The sequence below is a fragment of the Fulvivirga sp. M361 genome (assembly GCF_007097395.1).
Taxonomy (GTDB): domain Bacteria; phylum Bacteroidota; class Bacteroidia; order Cytophagales; family Cyclobacteriaceae; genus Fulvivirga.
In genome coordinates this window covers 59477-75293 of the sequence record NZ_VKDC01000017.1, presented here as the reverse complement: position 1 = coordinate 75293, position 15817 = coordinate 59477, and the positions used below count along the sequence as shown (strand labels likewise).

The following is a 15817-nucleotide window of genomic DNA, read 5'->3' as shown; positions in this document are numbered from 1 at the left end:
TTTAACGGATAGGATTTAATTGGTTATCAGGATTTAAACTCTTCTTTTATGCGAAATGTCGATAATATGACTTCCATTTCCCTCATAAATTCACGCTGATTTTTTCCAGGACTGTATACAAACCCCTCAATGTAATAGATACGACCCAGCGCTTCGTCTACTACTGAAAAGCCAAGAAAAGGACCTCCCATGGACAGATTATTGGTTTTCCAAAGTCCTTTCATTTCTACACCATACTTTCCGTTAAAGTTAGTTTCCTTGGTAGTTACTGGTATGTAGGGGACGGATGTCTCCGTTACAATATAACTATCGGTTAAATCGGGATCTTCAAACAATTGTTCACCAGCCACAGAATCTCTCCAAAGGATGAGTTTTCCTTTTTGGAAGTCTTCTCGTGAAATATAATCCTTGTAAGTGATGAATACATTTTTATCACTTTCATCATTGATCTGTCGGAACCATATGAATCCCTTTTCATTGACCACTAACTTATAGCCAAATGGTACTCTCATAGAACATTCATGTTCTTTTCTGAGCATGTCACGCAGCCCTTTTGATTCTTTGGCTTTAAACAAACCCTTGGTTAGCCTGTCTTTTTCCGCATTGTTAAAATAGTTTTGCAGAACATCTTTGTTGCCTTTGATTTTCTGTATTAAGGCTTTTTCCGTACTGCTGAAGAGGTACATGATACTTTGTCCTTTGGCAAACTCATCTGTTTTAGTATGAACATATATGGATGAATCTTTTTTAATTCTATCCAGCGAGGACTTGGTAAAATAGTTTTTTAACACTTTACTCTGCCCGGATCTGCTATCCAGTGTCATTACGAAAAGAAGGTTCTTCACCCCTTTTAGCAAGTTATTAAGCTTGGTGGGGTCTACCCGGTTTATCTTGAACATTCGTTCATCCCGTGGTAATCCTTCAAGTTCGGCACGAAAAGTCTGTTTTATTTCTTCGCCCAGTTCTCCGGCCCATTGTGCTGAATCCATTACTACTATCATTTCCCCGGCTCGGCCAGTGGCCTTAGGTAAAAAGGTTTTATCCCTTTTTCCGTCATTTTCACTACATCCAACGGATATTAAGATGGTAATAAGGGAAAGTATTGTTAATATTTTTGTCTTCATCATACGTTTACTTGTATAATTCATGTGCTTGCAATAGTCACAGAAATGCTACCCTCCAATAATTAATTGCTGGCCGGGTTTAATTTTATTGGTCTGTAGTCGATTCATTTTTTTTAGCTTTTCAATACTCAAACCATTAAACTTTCTGGAGATATCCCAGAGAGTATCACCAGGCTGTACTACATAAGTTTTAATACCGTTAATGCTTTGCGTAATAGGATCAGCCTCTTTTTTCGCAATTGCCTGATAGGTACCTGGTTTTCGCCATATATTCAATCGCTGACCTACGCGAATGGTACTTCCTCGTAAATTATTCCATCTTTTGATATCCGAAACCCTGACCCGGTAACGTTCTGCAATAGTACCCAGAACATCTCCACTTTTGACCCGATATACTATTCTGTCCCGATTATAGGTGCTTCCTACAGAGTTTTTTGCGAGCTGTTCCAGTCGTTTTTTACCGGTTTTACCGGCACTGTCGAGTATTGTTGCTCTATTGGCTTGCAGCAAGACTTTGGCATCCTTTGGTATCCTGAAAGTATACCCACCCTTTATGGAAGGTATTGCCCCCCGCTTGAGACCGGGATTAAGCTTTTCAATGTCTTCTTTGCACAAATTCAATTGATTGGCCAACGTTTCCAGATGAATATAACTGCCTGTACTTATAGTATCTGAGGCTACAAGGTATTCCATATCTTCCGTCAAAAAATTATGTTCTTCGGCATAATTAAAGACATAAAGTATGGCTACAAATTGAGGTAAATAAGACCGGGTTTCTCTGTACAGATAAGGATAGATCTCCCAAAATGTCCTTTTATAACCGGATCTGCGTATGGCTTTTCTTACGTTACCCGGCCCGGTATTATAAGCGGCTATGGCTAACTCCCAATTACCAAACATGTTGTACAACTGTTTCAGAAACCTGCAGGCAGCTTCAGTTGACTTTTCAGGATCCATACGTTCGTCGATATACCAATCTTGATGCAAGTCGTAACTTTTACCTGTAGAAGACATGAACTGCCATAATCCTACTGCTCTTGCTCTGGAAACTGCTTTTGGATTTAAGCCGGATTCTATAATTGACAAGTATTTAAGTTCATCAGGCAATCCGTACTTCTTTAAATATTTCTCGAAAAGTGGAAAATACACATTTTTCCGTTGTAGCATTAAGTGTGTGTATGCTCTGTCTTTAACAGCGAAATAATTTACAAAGGCATGTACTTTGGTGGTATAGTTAAGAGGGATTTCTTTTTGTATACAGCTTAACCTGTCACGTACCAGGTCGTAATCAATTTCAGCAGGTATGTATTCATAATCTGATACAGGAGTAAAATATGTAACTGTAGAATCCTGTTGTACTACTGTGGAGTCTTCTGCTCCGGCGTAAGGAAAAATGGCAGTTAAAAAAATAAGTAATTTCATCTTAACTAAGATTTAAAAAATAGTCAGAAAAAGCCAACAATTCTTCTTCTTTAAAATCATCAGCCATTAACTGTATGCCAATAGGCAAATTATTTTCATCCACTCCTTTGGGAATGGAGATGGCAGGTAACCCTGCTACGGATGATTGAACGGTAAATAAGTCGGCCAGGTACATTTCTAAAGGATTTTTATTATGTTCTCCTAATTTAAACGCGGTGGTGGGAGAGGTGGGCAGCACTATAAAGTCATAGTCCTGCAATATAGCGCGAGTGTGATCCCTCACCAGTCTTCGGACCTTTTGTGCCTTGGTATAATAAGCGTCATAGTAGTTGGCGCTAAGGACAAATGTGCCTAACATGATGCGACTTTTTACTTCTTCACCAAAGCCTTCTGTACGTGTTTTTTTGTACATCGACTCCAGGTTATATGTGTTTGGGCTTCTATATCCATATCGCACTCCATCGAAGCGAGAGAGGTTTGAGCTTGCTTCTGCCCATGTAAGTATGTAATAAGTTGGTAGTATATGTTCCAACATAGGAAAATCAACCTGCTCAACAGTGTGACCGGCATCTCTCAAACGATCCAGATTTTCCAACAGATTATTTCTAACACTTTCCGAAAGGCCCTCACCCTCAAGGGCTTCTTTGATATAAGCCAATCGGTAGTGGTTTTTTGGATCGAGTTTTTTAGTGTAAGCAGGGACCTCTTTTTGAGATACTGTGCTATCAAATTCATCTGCTCCCGCAACGACTTCCAATACAAGTGCTATGGTTGCCACATTTTTGGCAAAAATACCAATGGTGTCAAATGATGAAGCATAGGCTATCAACCCATGCCGTGATATTCGGGAATAAGTGGGTTTAAGCCCCAAAACACCACAGAAAGAGGCTGGTTGACGTACAGAACCACCAGTATCCGATCCTAAAGCTACCAGGCAAGTATCTGCCTGAACAGATACAGCGGATCCACCTGAGGAACCTCCTGGTACCCGTTCATTATCTGCATCATTGAGTACAGGTCCGAAAGCAGAGTTTTCATTGCTGGAACCCATGGCAAATTCATCACAATTTGTGCGACCTATTATGATAGCGTCTTCAGCTAAGAGTCGTTCTATAGCGGTAGCGTCAAACTGTGAATCAAACCCTTCAAGTATTTTACTTCCCGCTTGAAGCTTGTGGTCTTTGTGACAAATCACATCTTTTACAGTGATTACCATACCAGCTAGTCGACCAGCCGTTCCTGCCTTGATCTTAAGATCAATTTTAGCAGCCCTGGCTTTTGCTTCTTCCTGATATATCTCTACAAAGACATTAAGATGTGTCTTCTTGTTGATATTATCCAGGTAATACCGTACGAGTTGAGAACAGGTGAGCGCTCCATTTTCCAGATCCTTGCGGATAAGATTAAATGAAGTGTGCATAATAGAGGATATTATTTTTTTACCGCCTCGTCAGTAGAACTGGCGGATTCTTCAATATCCTTTTTGATTTCCTTGGTAGCATCTTTGAACTCTCTGATGCCTTTACCAAGTCCGCGAGCTAATTCTGGTATTTTCTTTGCACCAAAGAAAATCAGCACTACCAGGATAATCACGATCCACTCCCAACCTCCGGGCATACCTAGAGCTAATAAACTATTCATATGATTGCTATTAGTTGTTATCTTTTCAAAGTCCTGTAAAGAACGTATATGTAAAGATAGATATTAATTGTTCAACGTAAAAAGATGAATTATGATGTTAGTATATAAGACGGATACTTAACGGGTTAATTTCGGGTAAGCCATAGCTGCGGATCCAGGGGTTTATCACTTTTTCGGATCTCGAATTTTAGTTCTGAAACGCCATCTTTATTCGTCAAAACTGTTCCAAGCTCTTGTGCAGTACTGATTTTTTGACCTTTTTTGACAAATACGTCTTTTAACCCGGCATAAACCGTGATATAGTCTCCGTGACTAATTAATAGTGTGTTACCCAGGTATTTAATAAAGGCTACCATACTCACTTCCCCTTCAAAAATAGACTTGACCTTTTCATCTTTAGTAGTTTGTATTTGGATCCCGGTACTTTCCACAACAATTCTTTTTAAAACCGGATGATTCCGTCTTCCGAATTTTTGTGCTACGAAACCTTTGACTGGCCAGGGTAACTTAGATTTATTCTCAGCGAAATTGTTTGAAAGTTTTATACTAGCATCAGAATCTCTCTTTTTAGCCAGTCGTGCACGTTCCATTTCATCTTTAATGATATCATTAATGTATTTTTCCAACTTTGCCACCGCTGACTTTTTTTCTTCCAGATCTTTCATAAGGGTTTTTTCCTCCTTCTGAAGATTAGCCACAAGACGGGTCTTGGACCCTTTAAGTTTTGTAAGGTTCTTACCTTCCTGAAGTTGTTCGGCCAAAAGAATACTCTTTTCGGACATTCGGCTTTCTATAATAGTGATTTGACTTGCAAGAGCGTGTTGTACTTTTTCTATCTGCTCGGCCTGTTTTTTCCGGGTCTTACCATAGTAATCCATGTATTTCAGTCTCATCAAAAATTGATTAAAAGATGTTGCTGAAAAGAGAAAAGTAAGTTTGTTAAAGCCTTTGTTAGCTTTATAAGTAGCATAGACCATTGCGCCATACTCTTCTTTGAGACGTGACACATCCTCTTCCAAAGCGTCAATGATGCCGTTATTTTCACCTATCTCACTGTTTAACAAGGTCAATTCTTTTCTGATTGACCTTATGAGCGCTTCCTGTGTCTTAATACGTTGGTTTAAAGCATTCAACTGGCCAAGGGTATTCTGCTTTTTACCTTTGGTCTGGGAGAGGATTTTTTCTGCTTCTTCAATTTTCTTCAGGTTATCTTGCTTTTCTCTTTGAAGTTGGGCCTTCGTTTTTTGAGCCTGGAGATTTGAGGAAACAAGTAAAATAAAAACGAATAGTATGCCTATTACACTTCTACTTCCGCTCATATTTTTTAGGTATATTAAAAGGGAATCTAAGTTCCTTTTCTTCCAATTGAGCTTTATTGTATTTAAACTCTATCTGAGTATTCAACGTTTTATTATTTGCTTTGTAAAATAAGGAAATAATAGCAGAAAATGGGAATGCCTGATCTTCAATCATTTGAAAATCATAATAACTTATGGTACCTGAGTTATTAGATTTATCTTCCAACATTTCCACTCGTTCGAGTTTCATGGTTTTGGGGTTCACATAATTGTTGATATGTACTGAACCTGAGTTCTGTTCAAGGATAAAAAAGTCATCTCTTTTTTCTACATTATCATTTTTTCCGTTGGGTCTGATAAGGTTACCTAAAGCAGCAGATTGAATAGACCCAAAATTCACATCAAAATTAAATTGCTCGCTGAGCGAATCGTAGTGGAATACGTAGTACTCCTTTTTAAACATATTCACTATTATAATGGAATCTTTATTGATCATACACCTTGCTCCTTGGATACCAACTGCAGAAAAAGATATCCATATCACACTATCCTTTTTCATTCGCACATTGGCCTTGGCTTTAATATCTAACTCATGATCTTTGTAGTTTATTTTTGCTTTACCAGAAAAATAATCAAAACTAACTTCCCTAACATCAAGCTTACTGTGGTCAGAAGTGAGGCTTATCCCTGTTGTTTTTTTACTACAAGATGATAGAAGGGCGAATGAAAAAATCGCCAGAAGTATGTAAATTTTATTCATGTAATTTCCTGTCGGCAATTTTCTGGTCAATGAGTTCTGCATTGGGGTTTAGGCCTTTTGCAATGCGCCAGTTTTTTACTGCCTCATCGATGTCGCCAAGTTGATATAGGATGTCTCCGTAATGTTCATAATGAATAGCAGAAACATTGTCGGGGTCCAGTTCAAACGCCTTTTGCATGACCTTTTTTGCTTCTTTATATTTTTCGCGCATATAAAGCACCCATGAATAGGTGTCAATATAAGTGGCGTTTTTAGGGTTATTCTTGACTGCTTTGGCGGCCATCTTCTCTGCTTTCTCCAAATTCTCTTTACGTAGTGCCAGGTAGTAGCTGTAATTGTTGAGTACGATATAGTTGTCAGGATCAAAATCGAGTGCGGCATCATAGGAGATATCAGACTTTTTATATTCTTTCAGCCCATTATATGCATCTCCCAGCATACTGTTGAAGGCACTAAGTAAACTAAGGTTAGCAGAGGACAGTTTTTTGCCTTGTTCCAATACCGGTACGGCTTCCTCATAATCACGCTGTTGTAGGTTGGCCGCACCATTGTAGTAATATAACGAGCCTTGATTAGGAAATAGCTCCAGTGCATCTTCTGATACGATGACTACACTGTCCACCTGATTCAGATCAAAACAAAGCTGTATGACGTTTTGCCAAATATTGAAATTTGATTTGTCTAGTTGAAGTGCTTGAAAATAAGCGTTTTTAGCCGCTTCTTTCTTGCCCAGAGTTTGTAAAAGATCCCCTTGAATTGCATATGCATTAGCTTCATTCGGATGTGTTTCTACCAGTACCTTGGCTAACTTAACCCCCAGGGTCCCCAATTGATCAGTGCTCATTTGTGTTCTATATTCCGCAAGAAGCTGTATTTTATTCTGAGCGCTTAAATCAGGACTACCGAAAGTAACGGTTAAATCTTCTTCGGCACTTTCAAAATCACCCCCTTTTCTTTTTATTTCTGCTACTACCAACCTGGCCTGGGCGCTATTAGGATAATCTTTCAGGAACTCTTCCAATAGTATTTTAGCATCTTCACTTTTATCGTTTGCGAGTAATATTTCCACTTGTTTTAATAAGTACGGTTCTTCTCCTGGAAATGCATCCACCAGTTTTTTACCTTCTGCCAGCGCTTTTTCCAGGTCATTGTTTTGTAAATGAATTTTTTGCTTTTGAAAAACTACTTCTTCACTTAAACCGAAAGCCCTTTCTATTTTATCATACGCTATTAATGCATCATCATATCGTGCCTGGTACAAATAAAGCGCAGCTAGCTCAAAAAGGTATTGATCGGTATTATCAATTCTACCTACCAATTCCTCATAAATAGCTGAGGCGTTTTCAAAATCACCTAACTGGCTATAAATGTCAGCAGCTAATATGTAAAAATACTTATTGTCCTGGTCTAGTCGGATGGATTCTTTAGCACTTTCCAAGGCTTTCTGAAGATCATTACCTTCGGCAAGAATCTGAGCTATCTTATAATGAACAGTAGCATTTTGGTCGTTAATGGCCAGAGATTTTTGAAAAAGCACCAAAGCTTTAGCGTAATCCTCCAATATATAATACTTCTCACCTTCTGTGAAATAGAATTCAGCTTCTCGTAGATTAGACTCACCGGTCTTATTCTTTCTGGATTTCCCCTTTTGCGCCTGGGTTTCGGGTGATGCAAAAATGCCCCCTAAAAACAGAAAGATGAGTAGATATAGTTTCAAAAAACGCATTTAAAAAATAACGGGATTTATATCAAAACGTTGTAGTCTCCTAAACTGAGGTCTTCTTGCCTACCTTTGAAATTAACAAAATTCCCAATCATAGAGTTTTTAATATTCAAATTATTAAGGTCTGAGTGGGTTTGTATGATGGAATTCTGAATAATACTGTTCTTCACCACAGTACTATCACCGATAGAAACATGTGGACCAATCACACTATTTTCTACAATTACATCTTTGCCGATATAAACAGGAGGGATAATCACAGCGTTCTTTTTTTGAACAGATGGATCGATAAGTTCTTCCTTGCTTAAATATTCTAAATATCGCTTGTTAGCATAAACAGTTGCATTTTTGTTTCCACAATCCAGCCATTCTGATACTACTCCGGGAATAAATTTTGTCCCTTTTTCTTTCATGCTTTCAAGGGCATCAGTTAACTGATATTCACCTTTCACTTTAAGGTTACGGTCAATAAGATGCTGTAGTTCGGTTCTTAGAGTGACAGCATCCTTAAAATAATAAATGCCTATTATAGCCAGATCAGAAATGAAATCTTGCGGTTTTTCTACAAAATCTGATATCACTTCATCATCGTCTAATTTCACCACACCAAAAGCCGAAGGGTCGTCTACCTGCTGCACCCATATGATACCGTCCTGACTGGTGTCCAGTACGAAGTCTGCTTTAAATAAAGTATCTGCAAAGGCTACCACCACGTTTCCTTCCAGTAGCTGCTGAGCGCATAAAATAGCGTGAGCAGTACCTAATTTATCATCTTGATAATAAATGTAACCTTCGCCACCTACCTCGTTGGCTATTTTTTGAAGATTATCCTCTATCTCTTCTCCAAAATTTCTATCGATGATAAAGCCTATTTTATCAATTTTTTCGTTACAAACCTGTGCAATATCCTCTACCAGTCGTTGGACGATAGGTTTTCCTGCAATAGGTATCAGAGGTTTGGGAACGGTTAAAGTATGGGGCCTTAAGCGTGTACCCCTTCCCGCCATTGGGATCACTACGTTCATTATACGATAGCTTTGATTGAAAAATTATGAAGGCGCAAAGCTAATAAAATTCAAGTCGTTTTAGCAGGCAAATTGTCTTTTTCCAATCTGAGCACGACAAGTGCAAAGGAGATTATTACTATGAAATGGAGCGTTTTGGAGAGTACAAAATTTTCTATCTGTATGGTGAGGAGCAAATAGGCAATGATGGAAGTAACTGTGATATACCCCAATCCACTTAAAGTTTTATAAGGTATTGGGTAATGTCTTTTACCGGCCAGGTAGCTGATAACGGTCATTAAAGCAAATGAAATAAGTGTTACAAAGGCACTTCCATGAAAACCATAAACAGGTATAACGAGATAATTGAGTGTAATGGTAGTGATGGCCCCAACAATTGTGATCCATGTGCCATAATAGGTTTTGTCCGTGAGCTTATACCAAACAGACAGATTGTAATAGATCCCATAGAAAAGATTTGCCATTAATAACATGGGGACAACATCTATTCCCATTCTATAATCCGGGTTACGCAATAGGTATTTTAGAATATCCAGATTGAGGCTAATGGCTAGAAATATAAAACACCCAAATACTATAAACCAGTGCATTACCTTACTGAATAACTGGGGTGATTGCTTATTACCTGCTTGAGAAAAGAAAAAGGGTTCAGCCGCATAACGAAAAGCTTGAATTCCCAAGGTCATAAAAATGGAAAGTTTATAGACCGCACCAAAAATGCCAAGTACCTCCATGTTAGTAAAACCAGAATATACATTCGGTGTCAGCCAATATTTTAAAGCGCCTCGTGAGAGCATTTCATTAGTGGCATAGGCCAGACCGGTGAAAAGAATAGGATAGCCATACCTTAACATCGGCTTTAACAAATGCCATTTGATTCTTAGTCTCAATTGACTCAGTGGTCGCCATAGAAGTATCAGAAACAGTGCATTTGCAATTAGGTTGGATAAAAAAACATACTCTACACCAAACCCAGGGTTGTATATTTTTTCAATCCAGGGTTTTAATGTGGGTAGGTAGTCTCCTTTAAAAACAGAACTGCAGAAGGATATGAAGAAAAGGTTCAGACCAATATTAACCATGATATTTACCAACCTGGCGATAGCAAATAGTTTGGCCTTATTCTCTATCCGCAGTTTGGCAAAAGGGATGGCCACTATAGCATCTAAAGCGAAAATAGCAGATAGCCAGTACACATAGTATTCTTTACCCGGGTACTGAAGTAATGTTACTATTGGTGTGGCAAAAAGTGATAGGCAAACAGACAGGCCTATACTAGTGATAAATATGGAGGAAGTGGCTGTGCTGTAAATAGAGGCTTCATTGTTACGATTAATAGAGGCATACCGAAAATAGGCTGTTTCCAACCCATACGTATATATTACATTAAAAAAGGCTGCATAAGCATAAAACTCCGTGACAATACCATATTCAGCGGTGTCAAAAACTTTTGTATAGTAAGGAACAAGCAGGTAGTTAAGCATGCGGCCTAAGATACTGCTAGCTCCATAGATGACTGTATGTCCAGCTAGTTTTTGAAGCTGACTCAAATTATTCGCCCTTGAATTCAGGTTTTCGTTTTTCTAAAAAAGCAGTGGTTCCTTCCTTGAAATCTTCTGTTTTAGTGCAGTGTGAAAAGCTATTAGCTTCCGTTTGGTATCCGTTTTCCTCCGGTGAGAAAAAAGCATTCACACAATTGATTACCATCCCAACAGCCAATGGAGCTTTTGCCGTTATTTTGGACATAATGGTATTGGCCAAAATGAGTAATTCTTCTCTGGTTTGAGTCACATGGTTCACTAATCTAATTGAATGTGCCTGATCTGCAGTGATCATATCACCAGTAGCCATTAGTTCCAGCGCTTTTCCTTTACCCACCAGTTGCGTAAGGCGTTGTGTACCACCAAAACCCGGCAGAATGCCCAGGCTTACTTCCGGCAAACCGAATTTGGCATTTGACGATGCGATGCGAATATGGCATGACATTGCCAGCTCACATCCGCCGCCGAGTGCGAAGCCGTTTACAGCAGCAATCACCGGTTTTTCACTTTCTTCTATCATGGAAAATACCTCTTGACCATTTTCTGCGAACTTGCGTGCATTTAATTCATTGAGATCAGCTATTTCCGTGATATCCGCGCCAGCTACAAATGCCTTTTCTCCGTCCCCTATAAATATTGCTCCCTGTATATCTTTATTGTTATAAACATCTTCCATTACAGCTTTTAATTCTGACATGGTTTCGATATTCAGTGCATTCAGACTTGCCGGCCTGGAAATGGTTACAGTCAGAATTCCCTCTAATAATTCGGTTTTTAGATTGTTATATAGAGTCATAGGTCTATCAAAGTGATTGATTCAAAGATACAAGACATTGCATAATGTAAAAACAAAGTAGTAAAGCCCTCAGATTAAATTGATGATCTGGATCAACCCTAAGAATAAAAGAGATCATACTTTCTGTGAAATTATAGTCATTTTAATTTTAAAATGGCTTGAGCTTGTAATTTCAAAGACCTTTCAGCATTACCTGGTAAAGCATATTCGGTTAAACTACTTAACTAAAATTACGCTTTTCTGCTCTTTATAAGAAGGCCAGCTACTGCGTAGCTTTGATTATTTATTTGAGAGAAGTTAAGTAGATGCCAATGATGAATAAGATGATAGTGGTTGCGCTGATGGTAATAGGTTTCAGTTCAGTAAATGCAAAATTTATATATTTATGAAGGTAGTACAGTAGCTAAAAAAGAAAGCTTGACACAATACGTAACTACACCCTTTCCGCAGACTTTAGTTGATTATTTTCAAGCTGATGTGAATAAAAGCTCCATTAGACTTAAATGGTTAACAACTATTGAAATAAATAGCGAATTTTTTACTGTAGAAAGATCATTGGATAGCATTCATTATGAAGCTATTGGTATGGTCAGAGGTAGTGGCAATAGTTCTGTTGAGTTGGAATATGCTTTTAATGATACCACTCCTTTGAACGGTAAAGCATATTACAGATTGGTAAATACAGATTACCATGGAAAAGAGACTTTCTTTACGACCGTGGTGACTTACGTGAGCAACATGACTAAAAATGGAATGCATATTTTTCCATCAATATCGGGAAACCAAGGTGTTATCGAAGTGATCATGGGCGTAGATAGCAACGAAAAAGTCAGCATTAGCATCGTTAACCTGAAGGGAGAAGCTATTGACAAGGGAACCGTATCTGGGTATTTTTCTACTGTCTCATTAGGGGAGAATGCTTTACCTGGTATCTACATGGTACAGGCAAATGTTGGTAACATTCAAAAAACTAAAAGGTTAGTGATTCGCTAGCGTTCTTAATCCGTCCAACATAGTCTGAGTCATTCGATTGAGATTAACATCATGCTGCCAACCCCAGTCCTCACGGGCCTCGGTGTCATCAATGGAACTTGGCCAGGACTCGGCAATTTCTTGTCTGAAGTCAGGCCTATATGACATAGAAAATTCAGGGATGAACTTTTCTATCTCTTTTTTTAATTCGTCCGGAGAGAAAGACAATGCACTAACATTGTAACTGGAACGAACTTTAACCTTTGATCTGTCAGCCTCCATTAGCTCTATGGTGGCTTTGATGGCGTCACTCATGTACATCATGGGAAGGTAGGTGTCCGATTTCAGGAAACACTCATATGTGCCATGCTCAATGGCCTGGTAAAAGATATCAACAGCATAGTCCGTTGTACCCCCACCTGGCTTGGCTTTATAGCCTATAAGGCCTGGGTAGCGCAGGCTTCTTACATCTACGCCATACTTTTCAAAATAGTAGGCGCACCAGCGTTCTCCTGCCAGTTTGCTGATACCATATATCGTATTGGGATCCATCACTGTATCCTGAGGCGTATTTTGTTTAGGCGTACCAGGTCCAAAGACAGCAATTGAACTTGGCCAAAAAATCTTATCCAATTGCTTTTCACGTGCTAATTCTAACACATTTATCAGGCTGTCCATATTAAGTTGCCAGGCAAATTTCGGGTCGGACTCACCTTTGGCTGAAAGTATGGCAGCCAGATGATATATTTGAGTGATGCCGTGTTTATCAACAATTTGTGACAGAGTCTGCTTATCTCTTACATCCAGCTGTTCTGTTGGCCCCGCTGAAAGAATATCCTGTGGTTCTTTCAGGTCCGAGGCAACTACGTTGTTATCACCATAGATATTTCTAAGGGCTGTAGTGAGTTCAGAACCAAGCTGACCAAAAGCGCCAATAACTAATACCTTACTCATAAAATTTCATTCAAATCTAAGCCGTGAAATTAGGAATTTAAAGTGTGTTAAACCAAATCGTAAACGATTGAAATGTACATATAAAGCTATCGACAAAGTTTTTATATTTGCCACATGGTCTGGGAAGATTTTTTGACGAAAAAAAAAATTGACGGTGATGCTTTTAAGCAACATGAACCTGAATTATGGACGCAATGGAAGGGACTGTATGAACAGATGCACCCTAAAAGCTTTGTAGCTCAAAAACTGTATTTGATCAACCCGGTGAGAAGAAAATATCCTCTTGCTGTCACTGATGTATCGTCTCAAGAAGTTAAGAAGGCGGCGAAACCTATTGTTAAGGTCACTCAATCTAAGGTAAAGCCTAAGCCTGTTACTTCAGCAAAACCAAAAATGGCCAGTACCAAACCGATTTTTAAAAGACCAAAAAGCGACGAATAATGTATGACAAATTAAAGCCGGTGCTGGAAGCAGAACTTGCTTCAATAAAAGAAGCCGGACTCTTCAAGAAAGAAAGAATTATTTCTACCCCTCAGGGAGCTGATATCAAGACAGAGGAAGGCGAGGAAGTGATAAACTTTTGTGCAAACAACTATCTGGGGCTTTCCTCCCATCCGAAAGTAGTTGAGGCTGCAAAACAGGCTATTAACACTCATGGATATGGTATGTCTTCTGTCAGATTTATTTGTGGTACCCAGGATATTCATAAAGAGTTGGAAAAAAAGATATCACAATTTTTGGGTATGGAAGATACCATTCTTTATGCGGCAGCTTTTGATGCTAATGGTGGAGTTTTCGAGCCGCTATTTGGGCCCGAAGATGCCATTATATCGGATGCATTAAATCATGCATCGATCATAGATGGTGTCAGATTATGTAAAGCTATGCGTTATCGATACAAGCACAATGACATGATGGATTTGGAAAAACAGCTTAGAGATGCTGATGAGTCCGGAGCTAAGCAAAAAATTATTGTCACAGATGGCGTGTTTTCGATGGACGGTACTATTGCCCAGCTTGATAAGATATGTGATCTGGCAGATAAATATGGAGCTTTGGTCATGACGGATGAGTGCCACTCTACCGGTTTTATGGGTAAGACTGGCCGTGGAGTGCATGAGCATTGTGATGTGATGGACAGAGTGGATATCATTACAGGTACATTGGGCAAGGCTTTAGGCGGTGCTTCGGGAGGATTTACTTCTGGGAAAAAGGAGATAATTGAACTGTTAAGGCAAAGATCTCGGCCTTATCTCTTTTCTAATACCCTGGCGCCATCAATTACAGGTGCTTCAATAGCCGTAATTGATATGCTAAGTGAGACTACTGAATTACGGGATAAGCTAGAGGAAAATACACTTTACTTCCGTTCTGAAATGACAAAAGCAGGTTTCGATATTAAGCCGGGGCAGCATGCTATTGTTCCTATTATGTTGTATGATGCCCCGCTTTCTCAACAATTTGCAGATGCGTTACTTAAAAAAGGCATATATGTTATTGGCTTCTTTTATCCGGTAGTGCCAAAAGGTCAGGCAAGAATAAGGGTCCAGATTTCTGCAGGCCATGAAAGAAGTCATCTTGACAGAGCCATACAGGCATTCACAGAAGTCGGTAAAGAGTTAAATGTAATCTAGTCTATATTATAAGAGGCTGCGGTGGCTTAGGCGCCAGCCTTAGCTTCCGCACCTATTGCACTTGAAGTTTGTGTCTCTTCTTTAGTGGAATCTTCTACTTCACGAAGATTACGCGGAATATCGGTAAGATAATCATTTATCATTTTTCGCAATTCAAGCGGGGATAAGTTATGCGAAAGTATTCCATTTCTGGCAATAGAATACTGTCCGGTCTCTTCCGATACTATGAGTACCATAGTGTCCGTTATTTCAGACATCCCAAGAGCAGCTCTGTGGCGTAATCCGAATTGCGCTGAAAGAGTCTCAGTTTCTGAAACGGGAAGCACACACCTTGCTGCCTTGATCTTGCCCTTATATACGATCACTGCGCCGTCATGAAGGGGGCTGTTTTTATTGAAAATGGCCAGTAATAATCTTTTAGAAAGAAAGGCATCTATTTTATCCCCGGATTCTGAATAAAATCGTAATTCAGAGTCTCGTGAGAAAACGATTAATGCACCTGTATTTGTCCCTCCCAGTGTTTTTGAGGCCTCTATTACTGGTGTAATATTAAATGCTTCGCGTTCGTCCTTTTTTTTCCATACCAGTAAGTTGCTCAAAAAACTGGCTTTATTAAAATCGGTGGTCTTACCTACCAAAAGTAAAAATTTTCGTATTTCAGGCTGGAAAAGAATAATGGCGGCTAATACACCAACTCCCATAAATTGTCCCAAAATCAAACTTAAAAGTTCCATTTGGGCCGCCCTTACAATTAGGTAAGCCAAATACACAGACAGTACTCCCAGAAAGATCTTAATGGCTACACTACCCCGCATGAGCTTGTAGATTTGATATAGCAGGATACTGACCAGTAAGATATCAATAATATCCACCCAACTGATCTCCAAAAACCCTATGCTAAATAAAAATATCACTTAAGCTCTACTT

Annotated in this window: 15 protein-coding genes; 3 read left to right on the top strand and 12 right to left on the bottom strand. The window is 39.1% G+C overall.

Annotation, left to right across the window (positions count from 1 at the left end; all coding sequences use genetic code 11):
- Nucleotides 1-26 precede the first annotated feature (26 nt).
- The 10 genes from FNH22_RS18230 to FNH22_RS18185 form a co-directional block, all read right to left on the bottom strand.
- Entirely contained in the window at nt 27-1127 is a 1101-nt protein-coding gene (locus FNH22_RS18230) for a DUF4837 family protein (protein ID WP_185154283.1), read from the bottom strand.
- A 45-nt stretch (nt 1128-1172) separates the two neighbouring features.
- Complete coding sequence (locus tag FNH22_RS18225; protein ID WP_143399863.1) at nt 1173-2546, bottom strand: lytic transglycosylase domain-containing protein; 1374 nt, start codon at nt 2544-2546, stop codon at nt 1173-1175.
- A 1-nt stretch (nt 2547) separates the two neighbouring features.
- Complete coding sequence (gene gatA / locus FNH22_RS18220) at nt 2548-3966, bottom strand: Asp-tRNA(Asn)/Glu-tRNA(Gln) amidotransferase subunit GatA (RefSeq protein ID WP_143399862.1); 1419 nt, start codon at nt 3964-3966, stop codon at nt 2548-2550.
- 11 nt (nt 3967-3977) lie between these two features.
- Nucleotides 3978-4187: a twin-arginine translocase TatA/TatE family subunit gene (gene tatA / locus FNH22_RS18215; RefSeq protein WP_143399861.1), complete on the bottom strand. Its 210-nt coding sequence runs from the start codon at nt 4185-4187 to the stop codon at nt 3978-3980.
- Between the two features lie 125 nt (nt 4188-4312).
- Nucleotides 4313-5506, bottom strand: coding sequence for a murein hydrolase activator EnvC (locus tag FNH22_RS18210; RefSeq protein WP_143399860.1), 1194 nt, complete (start codon nt 5504-5506; stop codon nt 4313-4315).
- The gene (locus tag FNH22_RS18205; protein ID WP_185154282.1) at nt 5493-6245 is read right to left on the bottom strand and encodes a DUF4292 domain-containing protein; all 753 of its coding nucleotides are present in this window, start codon (nt 6243-6245) and stop codon (nt 5493-5495) included. The genes FNH22_RS18210 and FNH22_RS18205 overlap by 14 nt, the downstream gene beginning before the upstream one ends.
- On the bottom strand, nt 6238-7962 hold the full coding sequence (locus tag FNH22_RS18200) for a tetratricopeptide repeat protein (RefSeq protein WP_185154281.1): 1725 nt from the start codon (nt 7960-7962) through the stop codon (nt 6238-6240). Before FNH22_RS18200 ends, FNH22_RS18205 begins: the two co-directional genes overlap by 8 nt.
- A gap of 26 nt (nt 7963-7988) precedes the next feature.
- Entirely contained in the window at nt 7989-8993 is a 1005-nt protein-coding gene (locus tag FNH22_RS18195) for a sugar phosphate nucleotidyltransferase (RefSeq protein WP_143399857.1), read from the bottom strand.
- Between the two features lie 50 nt (nt 8994-9043).
- Nucleotides 9044-10543 carry a polysaccharide biosynthesis C-terminal domain-containing protein gene (locus FNH22_RS18190; RefSeq protein ID WP_255518091.1) on the bottom strand — a complete coding sequence of 500 codons (1500 nt, stop codon included), beginning with the start codon at nt 10541-10543 and terminating at the stop codon, nt 9044-9046.
- A 1-nt stretch (nt 10544) separates the two neighbouring features.
- Nucleotides 10545-11330 carry an enoyl-CoA hydratase-related protein gene (locus tag FNH22_RS18185; RefSeq protein ID WP_143399855.1) on the bottom strand — a complete coding sequence of 262 codons (786 nt, stop codon included), beginning with the start codon at nt 11328-11330 and terminating at the stop codon, nt 10545-10547.
- Between the two features lie 366 nt (nt 11331-11696).
- Between FNH22_RS18185 and FNH22_RS18180 the strand changes: the two genes are divergently transcribed.
- A complete protein-coding gene (locus FNH22_RS18180) occupies nt 11697-12323 on the top strand; it encodes a T9SS type A sorting domain-containing protein (RefSeq protein WP_143399854.1) in 627 nt (208 codons plus the stop codon).
- Here FNH22_RS18180 and FNH22_RS18175 read toward each other — a convergent pair.
- On the bottom strand, nt 12309-13256 hold the full coding sequence (locus tag FNH22_RS18175) for an NAD-dependent epimerase/dehydratase family protein (RefSeq protein ID WP_143399853.1): 948 nt from the start codon (nt 13254-13256) through the stop codon (nt 12309-12311). The genes FNH22_RS18180 and FNH22_RS18175 overlap by 15 nt on opposite strands.
- 114 nt (nt 13257-13370) lie before the next feature.
- On the opposite strand from FNH22_RS18175, the gene FNH22_RS18170 reads away from it, so the two are divergent.
- Together FNH22_RS18170 and kbl are read left to right on the top strand one after the other, a co-directional pair.
- On the top strand, nt 13371-13697 hold the full coding sequence (locus tag FNH22_RS18170) for a hypothetical protein (protein WP_143399852.1): 327 nt from the start codon (nt 13371-13373) through the stop codon (nt 13695-13697).
- Entirely contained in the window at nt 13697-14890 is a 1194-nt protein-coding gene (kbl, locus tag FNH22_RS18165) for a glycine C-acetyltransferase (RefSeq protein ID WP_143399851.1), read from the top strand. Before FNH22_RS18170 ends, kbl begins: the two co-directional genes overlap by 1 nt.
- Nucleotides 14891-14916: 26 nt before the next feature.
- Here kbl and cdaA read toward each other — a convergent pair whose 3' ends face one another.
- On the bottom strand, nt 14917-15804 hold the full coding sequence (cdaA, locus tag FNH22_RS18160; RefSeq protein ID WP_143399850.1) for a diadenylate cyclase CdaA: 888 nt from the start codon (nt 15802-15804) through the stop codon (nt 14917-14919).
- Between the last annotated feature and the right edge of the window lie 13 nt (nt 15805-15817).